The 12,165-nt window shown below is 73.4% G+C and carries 14 protein-coding genes; 11 read left to right on the top strand and 3 right to left on the bottom strand.

The annotated features are described in order from the left end of the window. The first annotated feature begins 10 nt into the window (after positions 1–10). The 10 genes from OG799_RS23965 (at position 11) to ahcY (ending at position 9,337) form a co-directional block, all read left to right on the top strand. A complete protein-coding gene (locus OG799_RS23965; protein WP_406037721.1) occupies positions 11–433 on the top strand; it encodes a hypothetical protein in 423 nt (140 codons plus the stop codon). A gap of 48 nt (positions 434–481) precedes the next feature. Next, complete coding sequence (locus tag OG799_RS23960; protein ID WP_406037719.1) at positions 482–1,069, top strand: DinB family protein; 588 nt, start codon at positions 482–484, stop codon at positions 1,067–1,069. A 15-nt stretch (positions 1,070–1,084) separates the two neighbouring features. After that, positions 1,085–1,735: a tetratricopeptide repeat protein gene (locus OG799_RS23955; protein ID WP_406037717.1), complete on the top strand. Its 651-nt coding sequence runs from the start codon at positions 1,085–1,087 to the stop codon at positions 1,733–1,735. Positions 1,736–1,767: 32 nt separating this feature from the next. Next, positions 1,768–2,430 carry a deoxyribonuclease V gene (gene nfi / locus OG799_RS23950; protein WP_406037715.1) on the top strand — a complete coding sequence of 221 codons (663 nt, stop codon included), beginning with the start codon at positions 1,768–1,770 and terminating at the stop codon, positions 2,428–2,430. Positions 2,431–2,775: 345 nt separating this feature from the next. Beyond that, positions 2,776–3,759, top strand: coding sequence for a hypothetical protein (locus OG799_RS23945; RefSeq protein ID WP_406046383.1), 984 nt, complete (start codon positions 2,776–2,778; stop codon positions 3,757–3,759). A gap of 186 nt (positions 3,760–3,945) precedes the next feature. Continuing rightward, a complete protein-coding gene (locus OG799_RS23940; protein ID WP_406037713.1) occupies positions 3,946–4,155 on the top strand; it encodes a Trm112 family protein in 210 nt (69 codons plus the stop codon). Further along, entirely contained in the window at positions 4,152–5,348 is a 1,197-nt protein-coding gene (locus OG799_RS23935; RefSeq protein ID WP_406037711.1) for an SIS domain-containing protein, read from the top strand. Before OG799_RS23940 ends, OG799_RS23935 begins: the two co-directional genes overlap by 4 nt. 52 nt (positions 5,349–5,400) lie before the next feature. Next, positions 5,401–6,402, top strand: a complete 1,002-nt coding sequence (locus OG799_RS23930) for a cation diffusion facilitator family transporter (RefSeq protein WP_406037709.1) — start codon at positions 5,401–5,403, stop codon at positions 6,400–6,402. A 2-nt stretch (positions 6,403–6,404) separates the two neighbouring features. Continuing rightward, entirely contained in the window at positions 6,405–7,556 is a 1,152-nt protein-coding gene (gene manA / locus OG799_RS23925) for a mannose-6-phosphate isomerase, class I (protein ID WP_406037707.1), read from the top strand. Positions 7,557–7,837: 281 nt separating this feature from the next. Then, positions 7,838–9,337 (top strand): adenosylhomocysteinase, encoded by a 1,500-nt coding sequence (gene ahcY, locus OG799_RS23920; RefSeq protein WP_406037705.1) that lies wholly within the window; start codon positions 7,838–7,840, stop codon positions 9,335–9,337. A gap of 196 nt (positions 9,338–9,533) precedes the next feature. Here the strand turns inward: ahcY and OG799_RS23915 are convergent, their stop codons facing one another. From OG799_RS23915 to OG799_RS23905, 3 genes are read right to left on the bottom strand one after another with little or no spacing between them, the layout of a single operon-like run. Continuing rightward, a complete protein-coding gene (locus tag OG799_RS23915) occupies positions 9,534–9,686 on the bottom strand; it encodes a hypothetical protein (protein ID WP_406037703.1) in 153 nt (50 codons plus the stop codon). 31 nt (positions 9,687–9,717) lie between these two features. Next, positions 9,718–10,587, bottom strand: a complete 870-nt coding sequence (locus OG799_RS23910; protein ID WP_406037701.1) for a tetratricopeptide repeat protein — start codon at positions 10,585–10,587, stop codon at positions 9,718–9,720. Next, a complete protein-coding gene (locus OG799_RS23905; protein ID WP_406037699.1) occupies positions 10,584–11,033 on the bottom strand; it encodes a hypothetical protein in 450 nt (149 codons plus the stop codon). Before OG799_RS23905 ends, OG799_RS23910 begins: the two co-directional genes overlap by 4 nt. A 169-nt stretch (positions 11,034–11,202) precedes the next feature. Here OG799_RS23905 and efeU point away from each other — a divergent pair, with 169 nt between their 5' ends. Further along, the gene (gene efeU, locus OG799_RS23900; RefSeq protein WP_406037697.1) at positions 11,203–12,162 is read left to right on the top strand and encodes an iron uptake transporter permease EfeU; all 960 of its coding nucleotides are present in this window, start codon (positions 11,203–11,205) and stop codon (positions 12,160–12,162) included. The last annotated feature ends 3 nt before the right edge of the window (positions 12,163–12,165 follow it).

The following is a 12,165-nucleotide window of genomic DNA, read 5'->3' as shown; positions in this document are numbered from 1 at the left end:
GAGAGGCCTGGTGCTCCCCAGGTTCTTCAGCTACTTCGAGTCTCCGGTCAAGCTAGTCGAAACCCCGGACGGCGGAGTCGCCGGGTGGCGTCTTTCCTGGAAGAGCGGCGGTTGGCAGCCGGCGAACGACCTGATCGACAAGGTGCTCTTCGTCGGCGGAGACGAGATCGAAGAGATAACACGTGACCAGTTCGTTCAGCGAACTGAACATGATCGCGGGCGTTACCTGCGGGGCGACGGCCCCGTCTTCGCCCTTTACGAGACCGTGAGTGCGATCGAGGAGACGTTGGGCCGGGAGCGGCGTTATCCGACCCCTCGGGAGCAGGCGCTGATCAGTGGCATCCGGCGGAGGACGTTCGTGATGTTCGAGGAGGAGCTTCAGCGGGCCGGTGACCCCGGCGCGGATCCCTCGATCGCCACCAGCCAGGCGTGAGGATCAAAATTCGTTGCGTGAGGGCGGGGCGTGGGCGAGGGTCCGGGCATGACTGATGCGCGTACCACCACCGAGACCGACCAGCCCGCTCCCCAGTTCGCCTGGTCGAACATGTTCGTCCGGCCGGAAGACGATCCGCGCTCGGAGGGTGGCTTCCATGACGAGCGGTCGATGCTCGTCGGATACCTCCGGGACTACCGGTTGACCCTCGAACTGAAGTGCGTCGACCTCGACGCCGAGCAGCTCGCCCGTCGGTCCGTACCGCCGTCGAAGATGTCGCTGCTCGGCCTGGTGCGGCACCTGGCCGAGGTGGAGCGCGGCTGGTTCCGGCGGGTGATGGCCGGCCAGGACGCGCCCAAGCTCTACTCGGCGGAGGGTGAGCGCGACGGCGCGTTCGACGACGCGGTGGGGGATCCGGCGGTGGTCGAGGAGGCGTGGCGGAGCTGGCGGACCGAGATCGCGTTCGCCGACGAGCTGGTCGCCGCGACGGCGGATCTCGGCGTCCGGGCGCGGATGTCGGACGGGGAGGAGATCTCGCTGCGTGAGCTGCTGCTGCACATGATCGAGGAGTACGCCCGGCACTGCGGTCACGCCGATCTGCTGCGCGAGCGCATCGACGGGCGGGTGGGCCAGTAGGTGACGGCACCGTCCGTGGGCACCGACGATCGGATCGAGCGGGCCCGGAAACTCTGCGATGACGCGATGTTCGCCGCCGACGCCGCCGCGCTGGCGACCGCCGAGCGGACGCTCGACGCCGTCGAGGCGGATCTCGCGCTCGCCCGTGGCCGAGCGTTGCACGTGCGCTTCCTCGACGAGCGGGTCGAGGATCCGCGCGAGCTGGAGCTCTTCGAGCGGGCCGCCGAGCTGTACCGGCAGCTCGGCGATCTGCGCGGTGAGGGCGAGGCGCTGTTCCGGGTGGGCTCCGTCCACCAGGTCGTCCGCGGGGACCAGGAGGCGGCGGCCCCGGCGTTCGCCCGGGCCCGCGAGCTGGCGACCCGGTCCGGCGACCGGCTGACCCTCTCGTACGTGCTGCGGCACCTCGCCTTCGTCGAGCAGGCCGCGGGCCGCACCGACGGCGCGTTGGAGTTGATGACGGAGTCCACCCGGCTGCGTCAGGAGATCGGCTTCCGGTCGGGGGTGGCCGCGAACCTGGTCGCCCTCGGCTACCTCAGCGCCGAAGCCGGCCATCCCGAGCGGGGGCTCGCCTTCATCGACGAGGCCGCCGGCGTCGCCGAGGCCGCCGGTGCGCACGGCATCCTCCGCTGGGTCGACGAGGCCCGCGTCAACCTGCGCCCCGCCTGAGGGTCGACGTGACGGGCGGGGGACATCGGTACGTGCCGCCGGGGAGCGTGGCGGAGGCGCTGCGCGTACAGGAGCAGTTGCGACCGCTGGTCGACCTGGCCGGGCCGGGACCGACCGCGCCCGCGACGGTGGCCGGCCTCGACGTCGCGTACGCGGAGAGCGGTGACCGGCTCGCGGCGGCCGTGACCGTGCTGGACGCCCGGACGCTGGCCGTGGTGGATTCGGCGGTCAGCGTGGGCCGGCCCGCCTTCGGGTACGTGCCCGGGCTCTTCGCCTTCCGCGAGCTGCCCGCGCTGCTCGACGCCCTGGACCGGCTGACCGTCCGGCCCGACCTGCTGGTCTGCGACGGGCACGGGCTCGCCCACCCGCGCCGGTTCGGGCTGGCCTGTCATCTCGGCGTGGTCACCGGCCTGCCCGCGATCGGGGTCGGCAAGACGCCGCTGGTCGGCGAGTGGGACGAGCCGGGTCCCGACCGGGGCGCTTGGGCGCCGCTCCGGGACGGCGGCGAGGTGGTCGGCCGGGTGTTGCGTACCCGGGACGAGGTGAAGCCGGTCTTCGTCAGCGTCGGCCACCGGATGGGCCTGGCCAACGCCGCCGACCGGGTGCTGGCGCTCACCCCGCGTTACCGGCTGCCGGAGACCACCCGCACGGCCGACCGGCTCTGCCGCGACGCCCTCGCCGCCGAGTCGCCCTGACCGGGCCCGGCGGGCGCCCGGCGCGGCCGGTCCGGGCGCAGGGAATCGCCAGGTCGGCGATGTGGCGGTGCGCCGGCGGGTGGGCTGCGCCCGTGTCGGCGATCAGGAGTCGATCAAGCCCCGCGATCCGCCGGACCCAGCCCCGCGACCGGCCGGACCGAGCCCCGGGACCCGTCGGACCCAGCCCCGCGATCCGCCGGGGTGAGGCGGTGCGGGCCGACCGATGACGGGGGTGGCGCGGGGTGTCGCCGCGCACATCCGGGGCGCTCAATGACCGGGGGCCGACCCGGCCCGGTAGTAACCTGACCCGCGGGCCCCGCCGGGGCGAGGAACGGTGAGGTGGACATGTCGGTGCGGCGGCACGTGCTGCGGCTGGCGACGGTCGCTGCGCTGCTGGGCGGCCTGGTGACGGTCGGGGCGTCCCCGGCGTTCGCCGAGGGCGACCGGGTGGAGGTGCGGTCGGCGGACCGCTTCACCGTCGGTGGATCGCCCGGCACGGTGGCGGTCGAGGTGCGCAAGCGCACCGACGGCTGCGTGCTGCTGCGGACCGGGCTGGGCCTGCGGCTCGACGGCATCCGGGCCGACCAGGTCCAGGTGCAGGCCAACATCGGCGGGCAGTGGCAGCAGGTGGCGGTCGGCGGTGGCGGCGGCACGGTGGCCACCGTTCCCACCTCGCCGGCCAACCCGGCCCTGTGCAAGGGCAAAAGCATCACGATGCGTTACCGGGTCGCCTTCCTGGCCGGTGCGCCCGGCGGTCGGTTGACCGTCGTGGGAGAGGCGACGGCCGCGTCCGGCCGGCAGCTCGGCAGCAACGCCACCTCGGCCCGGGTGGTGGGCGCGGCGGTGGCCGCCGCGCCGTCCCGGAAGCCCTCGCCGAGCCCGACGCCGAGCGCCGTGGCGACCGAGCCGCCGGGCGCCGCCGACACCGCGTCGGCCGCGGCCGCCGCCCTCGATCCCACCGCCGGGCAGCGCGCCGCCGCCGACAACTCCTCCGGAGGTTCCCCGATCATGTACTTCGGCATCGCGCTGGTGCTCGTCGGCATCGCCCTGATCGTGCTGCTGGTCCGCCGCAACCGGGCGGAGCAGGTCGACCAGCAGCCCGCCGGCTACCCGGAGCTCCCGCTGCCGCGCAACAACCCCTACGGCACCACCTACGGCACGCCGGGCGGCCAGGTGTACGGCCAGCAGCCACCCACCCCCGGCGTCTACGGCGGTACGCCGGCGCCCCGCCCCACCGGCAACGTGTACGGCGGGCAGCAGCCCGGCGACCCGCCGCCGGCGCCGGCCGGCGGTGACGCCACCACCGTCATGCCCCGCCTGCCCGGCTGAGCCGGGACGCGGCCGCCGCGCTCCGTTACGCTCAGTCGTGGTGATCGCGTGCGGTGCTGAGCGGAACGCCGGGCGGCGGACGATGTGCTTCCGTGGCGCGGTGTCCGGCCGGGTTCGCCGATAAGATCGCGTGCGCCGGCCGGCACCGCCGACCGGTGAGACCGCATACGTGGAAGGAGCCGCGCCGTGGCCCTGGACCCGCAGTTGCTCGAGATTCTCGCCTGCCCGGACACGCACCACGCCCCGCTCGACTATGACGCGCAGGCCCAGACCCTGACCTGCACCGAGTGCGGTCGGATCTTCGAGGTTCGCGACGACGTGCCGGTGCTGCTGCTGGACGAGGCGCGCGGCGGACCCGCGGCGGACGCGCGCGGCGGCTCCGCGCCGCAGCGATGATGGAGGGTACGGCCGGGGTCAGCGGACGCCGGCACGCCGACGAGTCGCTGCTGGACAACCCGGACGCGCTCGCCGAGCACGACCCGGGCGGCATGCTCCGGTTCACCGCCTCGGCCGGCGCCCAGGTGCGGGAGTCCGCCGCGCTGGCCGCCGAGGCCAACCTGCACCTGCTCGAAGACGAAGGGCGGCCGCGGGCCGTCGTCATCGCCGGTATCGGCACCGCCGGGCGTACCGGTGACGTGCTGGCGACCGTGGCCGGCCCGCGCTGCCCGGTGCCGGTCATCCCGCATCGCAGCGCCGGTGTGCCCGGCTGGGTCGGCGCGGCGGACGTGGTCATCGCGGTCAGCGCCTCCGGCCGCAGCCCCGAGGCGCTGGGCGCCGCCGAGGCCGCGCACCGGCGCGGTGCCCGGCTGGTCGCCGTCGGCGCGCCGGACTCCCAGCTCCAGTCGGTGGCCGAGCGGGCCCGGGCGCCGTTCATCCCGGTGCCCCGGCGCGCACCCGCCCGGGCGAGTCTCTGGGCGCTCACCGTGCCGGTCCTGCTCGCCGCCCGTACGCTCGGGCTGGTGAAGGTCAACGAGGCGGACCTGGCCGAGACCGCGGCCCGGCTCGACGCGGACGCCGACCGGTGCCGCCCCACCGCCGAGTCCTTCGTCAACCCGGCGAAATCCCTGGCCCTGGGCCTGGCCGGCTCGGTCCCGATCGTCTGGGGTTCGTCGCCGTTGGCCACCGTGGCCGCCCGCCGGTTCGGCGACACCCTGTCGGCCAACGCGCGCTATCCGGTGGTCACCGGCGCGCTCGGCGAGGCCGGGCGCGGTCGCGTCGGCCTGCTCGACGGCGTCTTCGGCGGGCTGGTCGAGGGGGAGCGGGACATCTTCGCCGACCCGGCCGAGACCGACCCCGACGCCACCCGGCTGCGGCTGGTGCTGCTGCGCGACGGCGGGCTCAACGCCGAGGACGACACCGACGAGCCCCTCGCGGTGGAGGAACGCCGGGCCGACGCCGTGCAGACCCTCGCCGAGCGGCGCGGGGTGCGCTGCGACGTGGTCACCGCCGAGGGCGGCTCCGCGCTGGAACGGCTCGCCTCGCTGATGGCGGTGCCGGACTTCGCCTCGGTCTACCTCGCCCTGGCCCACGGCCTGGACCCGATGGCGGTTCCGGCCATCACCGAAATGAAGGAGCTGTCGAACCAGTGAGCGATCGAGCCATCCGGCCCGGTGTGGTCAGGTCCGGGACGGGAGCGGCGGCGTGAGCGCCAACGGCGGGACGAGGGCGATCGTCGCCGCCCTCGCCGCCAACATCGGCATCGCCGTCACCAAGTTCATCGCGTTCCTGCTCACCGGCTCCTCGTCGATGCTGGCCGAGTCGATCCACTCGGTCGCGGACTCCGGCAACCAGGGCCTGCTGCTGCTCGGCGGCCGCCGCGCCAAGCGCGAGGCCACCCCCGAACACCCCTTCGGGTACGGCCGGGAGCGCTACATCTACGCGTTCATCGTTTCGATCGTGCTGTTCAGCCTCGGCGGCCTGTTCGCGCTCTACGAGGCGTACCACAAGGCGCAGCACCCGGAGCCGATCAGCAGCTGGCAGTGGGTGCCGGTGACCGTCCTGGTGATCGCGATCGGGTTGGAGACCTTCTCCTTCCGTACCGCCATCAAGGAGTCCAACCACATCCGGGGCAACCAGTCGTGGGTGCGGTTCATCCGCCGGGCCAAGGCGCCCGAGCTGCCGGTCGTGCTGCTGGAGGACTTCGGCGCGCTGATCGGTCTGGTTCTCGCGCTCTTCGGCGTCGGGATGACCCTGATCACCGGTAACGGCATGTGGGACGCGGCCGGCACGGCGGCGATCGGTGTCCTGCTGGTCACCATCGCGATCGTGCTCGCCATCGAGACCAAGAGCCTGCTGCTCGGTGAGGGCGCCGAGGAGCACGACCTCGCCGCGATCGAGAAGGCGATCGCCGAGGGCCCCGAGGTCGAGCGGATCATCCACATGAAGACGCTCTACCTCGGCCCGGAGGAGCTGATGGTGGCGGCGAAGATCGCCGTGTCGCCGTGCGACAGCGCCGAGTCGCTGGCCCGGGGCATCGACGCCGTCGAGGCGCGGATCCGTACGGCCGTGCCGATCGCCCGGGTCATCTACCTCGAGCCGGACATCTACAGCGCGGCGGCCGACCGGGCCGGCACCGGCGCCGCGTCGCACACCGCGGTGCCCGAGCCGGAGACCGGCGAGCAGCCCGCCCAACCCGGGAGCTGAGCGTGGAACTGCTGCAGGGTCGGATCCGGGACTACGCCTGGGGCTCGCGGACCGCCATCGCCGAGCTGCAGGGCCGTCCGGTGCCCAGCGCGGGCCCGGAGGCCGAGCTGTGGCTGGGCGCCCACCCCGGCGCCCCGGCCACGGTCGACCGGGACGGCGCCCCGGTCAACCTGACCGATCTGCTGGTCGCCGAGCCGGAGAGTTGGCTGGGCGAGCGACTGGTCGGCCGGTTCGGCACCCGGCTGCCGTTCCTGCTCAAGGTGCTCGCCGCGGACGCGCCGCTGAGCCTGCAGGCCCATCCGAACGCCGAGCAGGCCCGGGCCGGGCACGCCGCCGACGTGGAACGGGTCAACTACGTCGACCCGTTCCACAAGCCGGAGCTGCTGGTCGCGCTCTCGCCGTTCGAGGCGCTGTGCGGGTTCCGCGACCCGGCGGAGTCGGCCGCGGCGATCGCCGCGTTCGGCGTACCCGTGCTGGAGCCGGTCGTGGCCGCGCTGCGCGGCGGGACGGCGGGGCTGCGGGAGGCCGTACGTCTGCTGTTGAGCTGGCCCGAGGCGGAGCGCGCCGGGCTCGTCGCGGCGGTGCTCGCGGCGGAGGCCGGCGGCCCGGACGCGGTGCTGGCCCGCGCGCTGGCCGTGGACTACCCGGCCGACCCCGGGGTGCTGGTGGCGCTGCTGCTGCACCACGTGCGGCTGGCCCCGGGCGAGGCGATCTGGATGCCGGCCGGCAACCTGCACGCCTACCTGCGGGGCACCGGCGTGGAGATCATGGCGGCCAGCGACAACGTGCTGCGCGGCGGGTTGACGCCGAAGCGGGTCGACGTGGACGAACTGCTGCGGGTGCTGCGCTTCGAGGTGCTCGCCGAGCCGGTCGTGCCGCCGGCCCCGGTGGCGCCCGGAGTGGTGACGTGGCCGGTGCCGGTGGACGACTTCGCGCTGCACCGGGTGCTGGTGGACGCGGGTTCCCCGGAGGCGCGGCTGGCGTTGCCGGGGCCGCGCGTGGTGCTCTGCCGGGCCGGCAAGCTCGTCGTGGACGACGGGGTGGGCACGATCACCCTCGGGCCGGGCCAGGCGGCCATCGGGACCGCGGCCGGCGGGCCGCTGGTCGTCGGCGGCGAGGGCGAGGCGTACGTCGCCGCCTCCGGCCTGCGCTGAGTCGGCCCCGCCCGCCGCTCGACACAAGTCCGACTTTCCCGAAATAGCTTGACGACGACGTTGCCCGGTGTGACGCTATGGGTACGCAGCGTTGTCGCGACGAAGGTCCGGTAGCGCGCGGGGGATCCAAACCGGGGGGATGCACGGGGCGGCCGGCTGGTGGATGGAAAGACCGTCCACGACCGACCGCCCCGTGCGCTGTCCGCCGACCGGGCCGTGCTCCATCCGCCTGCGAGCGTAAGGTGGAAGGCTGCGCAGCACATCGTTCGACAGGAGCTTCCATGACCAGCACCCTCCCGGCCGCCCCCAGCGGCGCGCCGTCCGAGGCCCGGCCGAGCACCCTCGCCGAGGGCGACTACAAGGTGGCGGATCTGTCGCTCGCCGAGTTCGGGCGCAAGGAGATCCAGCTCGCCGAGCACGAGATGCCCGGCCTGATGGCCATCCGGCGTGAGTTCGCCGAGGCGCAGCCGCTCGCCGGCGCCCGGATCACCGGCTCGCTGCACATGACCATCCAGACCGCCGTCCTGATCGAGACCCTGGTCGCGCTCGGCGCGCAGGTCCGCTGGGCGTCCTGCAACATCTTCTCCACCCAGGACCACGCCGCCGCGGCGATCGTGGTCGGTCCGACCGGCACCCCCGAGACGCCGGCCGGCGTCCCGGTGTACGCCTGGAAGGGCGAGAGCCTCCCGGAGTACTGGTGGTGCACCGAGCAGGTGCTCACCTGGCCCGACGGCCACGGCCCCAACATGATCCTCGACGACGGCGGCGACGCCACCCTGCTCGTCCACAAGGGTGTCGAGTTCGAGAAGGCCGGGGTCGTCCCGCCGGTCGAGTCGGCCGACTCCGAGGAGTACGCGGTCATCCTCCAGCTGCTGCACCGCTCGCTCGCCGAGGACGGCCAGCGCTGGACCCGGATCGCCGCCGGCATCAAGGGCGTCACCGAGGAGACCACCACCGGCGTGCACCGGCTGTACGAGATGCACCGCGCCGGCACCCTGCTCTTCCCGGCCATCAACGTCAACGACTCGGTGACGAAGAGCAAGTTCGACAACAAGTACGGCTGCCGCCACTCGCTCATCGACGGCCTCAACCGCGCCACCGACGTGCTGATCGGCGGCAAGATGGCCGTCGTCATGGGCTACGGCGACGTGGGCAAGGGCTGCGCCGAGTCGCTGCGCGGCCAGGGCGCCCGGGTCGTGGTGACCGAGGTGGACCCGATCTGCGCGCTCCAGGCGGCGATGGACGGCTACCAGGTCGCCACCCTGGACGACGTGGTCGAGCAGGCGGACATCTTCATCACCGCCACCGGCTGCTTCGACGTCATCACCAACGAGCACATGGCCCGGATGAAGCACCAGGCCATCGTCGGCAACATCGGCCACTTCGACAACGAGATCGACATGGCCGGGCTGGCCAAGCGCTCCGACGTCGAGCGGATCAACATCAAGCCGCAGGTCGACCTGTGGCGCTTCGCCGACGGGCACGCGATCATCGTGCTCTCCGAGGGGCGCCTGCTGAACCTCGGCAACGCCACCGGCCACCCGAGCTTCGTCATGTCGAACTCGTTCGCCAACCAGACGATCGCCCAGATCGAGCTCTTCACCAAGACCGAGGAGTACCCGATCGGCGTCTACGTGCTCCCCAAGCACCTGGACGAGAAGGTCGCCCGGCTGCACCTGTCGGCGCTCGGCGCCAAGCTGAGCACCCTCACCAAGGAGCAGGCCGCCTACCTGGGTGTGTCCCAGGAGGGCCCGTTCAAGCCCGACCACTACCGCTACTGATCGACACCCGGAACCGGGTCGGCCGCCTGAGCGGTCGGCCCGGTTCCGTATTTCCGGCTCCCGGGCGGTGGCGCGGGCGAGGGCATGGTGCTCTCGTCGGCGATATACCTGAGGGGCATGAATATGACTGTCAGGTATATCGGCTGACCAGGGTCATGGTCCTCGGGCGGCTCGGGGCCGGATGGGCCGTGTCGGCTCAGCCAGGGCCGCGGCGGGTCGGGCGGATCCACGTCCAGACGCACCAGGCGAGCCAGGCCAGCGAGACGGCGGTGGCCAGCGGACGCAGCCGCAGGGCGCTCAGCACCATGACCAGGGCCAGGACGCCGAGCCAGGGCAACAGTCCCCTCACCGCGGCCGGCCCTTCCCGGCGGGAGCGGGCGTCACGATCGCCACCGGCCGAGTATCAGGCGGCGGACCAGGGGCGGGGCGATCCAGGACCAGATGCAGTAGAGCACCCAGGCGAGCGCCACGACGAGCGCGGGGATGTAGAGCTTGGCCAGGTTGAGTACGGCGATGGTGCCCACCGCGATCAGCCACAACCGGATGCCCAGGCGGTAGAGCGGGCGCAGCGGGACCAGCAGCGGGTGGGTGTAGACCCGGGTCTCCCAGGCCGCCTCGGCGTAGTCCGGGTCGTCCGGGTCGTGGGCCACCGCCCGGCCGAAGGACCGGTGCGCGGCCACGATTCGACCGCGCTCGGCGGCGATGCCGCCGTGCATCGCCAGCGCCGTCGGATTGTCCGGATGGCGGCCCAGGAACTCCCAGGTCACCCGCTCGGCCTCCCGGTCGTCACCGCAGGCGTACGCGAGCTGGATGCGGCTGCCGTAGACGGCCGGGCTCTCCGGGGCCAGTTCGGCGGCACGGCTGATCAGGCGGCCCGCCTTGTCGGTCTGGCCGACGGTGACGCAGAGGTCGGCGTACTGGCAGAGCAGCCACGGGTCCTCGGGTTCGAGCGCCAGCGCGTCGAGCAGCGCCCGCTCGGCCGGCGCGTAGGCGCCCTGGCTCCGCAGCGCGAGGCCCAGCCGGCCGAGCAGTTCGGCGTCCGGCCCGACCTCGGCCAGGCCCTGCCGGGCAGCCTCCGCCACCTCGTCCCAGCGGTCCAGCGCGCTGAGCGCGATCACCCGCAGCCGGTACGCGACCCGGTCGGTGGCCGCCGCCCCGGGCAGCCGGCCCAGCTCCGTCAGCGCCTGCTCCGGCCGGTTCATCTCCAGCAGGCCCACCACGCGGGCGAGCTGTCCCTGGGGGGCCGTCACCGGAGCGCGACCGTGAGCACGATGACGATCCCCTCGACGATGCCGAGTCCCACCGCCGCCCCGATGCCGGGCAGCACCAGCGAGGCCGGCTCGCCGCCGCGCATCTCGTACGTGCGGAACCGGCCCTTCTGCGTGAGGTTGGCCACCGCCCAGACCACCGCGCCCGACAGGGCCCCGACCAGCCGACCCGGCCCGGACAGGTGGCCGTCGAGCAGGGCCACGGTGACCGCCATGCGGGTGACGACGGCGGCGAGCCCGGCGCCGGCGATCGCCAGGGTGGCCCGGCCGGGCAGCCGGAGCCGGCGGGCGTTGACCAGCGCCAGCACGGTGACCGCGAGCGGGCCGCCGAAGACGGCGGGGTAGATCAGCGATCCGGGGCGCCACGGCGGGCGCTGCGGGGCGTACGTGGCGGGGGTGATGGTGGGGGTGAAGAGGTCGTCGGCCACGGTCGTCCTGTCTGAAGGGATGGCGGGATCCTGCCACAGCCGGCCACCCGCCGGATGCCCCGTGGACAGGGTGATGTTGCCCGGATCGACTTGACGGCGGGTCGAATCAGTAGGAAGGTATGGCTGCCCTAAGTTAGCTGAGGCGTACCTAACTGATCACGGAGTACCGATGTTCGCCACCTACCTGATCGGCCTGCGGGAAGGCCTGGAAGCGACCCTGGTGGTCAGCATCCTGGTCGCGTTCCTGGTGAAGTCGCAGCGGCGGGACAGACTGCCGCAGGTCTGGGCCGGCGTCGGCCTGGCCGCGGTGCTGTCGGTCTTCTTCGGCTGGCTGATCGAGTACACCTCGACCTCGCTGCTGGCCCGCTCGGAGGACCGCGAGCTGTTCGAGGCGATCACCTCGGTCGCGGCCGTGGTCTTCGTGACCTGGATGATCTTCTGGATGCGCAAGGCCGCCCGGACGATCGCCGGGGAGCTGCGCGGCAAGCTCACCGAGGCGCTCGCGGTCGGCTCCCTCGCGGTGGCCGGCATGTCCTTCCTCGCGGTGATCCGGGAGGGCCTGGAGACCGCGCTGATCTTCTACTCCGCAGCCCAGAGCGCCGCAGGCGGCGCCGGACGTGGGCCGCTGCTGGCGCTGACCGGGGGCATCGCCACCGCCGTCGTGCTCGGCTTCCTGCTCTACCGCAGTGCCCTGAAGATCAACCTGAGCAAGTTCTTCACCTGGACCGGCGCGCTGCTCATCCTGGTCGCCGCCGGCATCCTCAAGTACGGCGTGCACGACTTCCAGGAGGCCGGCGCGCTGCCCGGCCTGAACAACCACGCCTTCGACATCTCCTCGGTGCTCGACCCCAGCACCTGGTACGCCGCGCTGCTCGCCGGCATGTTCAACATCACCGCCGCCCCGAGCGTGCTGGAGATGGTCGCCTGGGTCGCCTACGCGCTACCGGTGCTGGCGCTCTTCCTCCGCAAGCCGGCCACCCCGGCCAAGCCCGCCGCCGCCCCGGCCACCCCGGCCACGCCCGCCGCCGCCCCGACGGACGCCGCCCCGGCGACGACCGGCGAGCCGACGGCCGCCGCCCCGGGCGAGCCCGAGACCGACGCCCAGTCCGCCGCGCGCCAGCGCGCCTGATCC

The organism is Micromonospora sp. NBC_00898, from assembly GCF_045207895.1.
Lineage (GTDB): Bacteria > Actinomycetota > Actinomycetes > Mycobacteriales > Micromonosporaceae > Micromonospora.
Note: the sequence above shows the minus strand (reverse complement) of the source record. Positions and strands in the feature narration are given on the sequence as shown.

Bases quoted from the DNA above. Each gene is read 5' to 3' on its own strand.
- ahcY (WP_406037705.1), top strand. From the start codon at position 7,838: ATGACCAGCACCCTCCCGGCCGCCCCCAGCGGCGCGCCGTCCGAGGCC.
- OG799_RS23960 (WP_406037719.1), top strand. From the start codon at position 482: ATGACTGATGCGCGTACCACCACCGAGACCGACCAGCCCGCTCCCCAG.
- efeU (WP_406037697.1), top strand. From the start codon at position 11,203: ATGTTCGCCACCTACCTGATCGGCCTGCGGGAAGGCCTGGAAGCGACC.
- OG799_RS23935 (WP_406037711.1), top strand. From the start codon at position 4,152: ATGATGGAGGGTACGGCCGGGGTCAGCGGACGCCGGCACGCCGACGAG.
- OG799_RS23945 (WP_406046383.1), top strand. From the start codon at position 2,776: ATGTCGGTGCGGCGGCACGTGCTGCGGCTGGCGACGGTCGCTGCGCTG.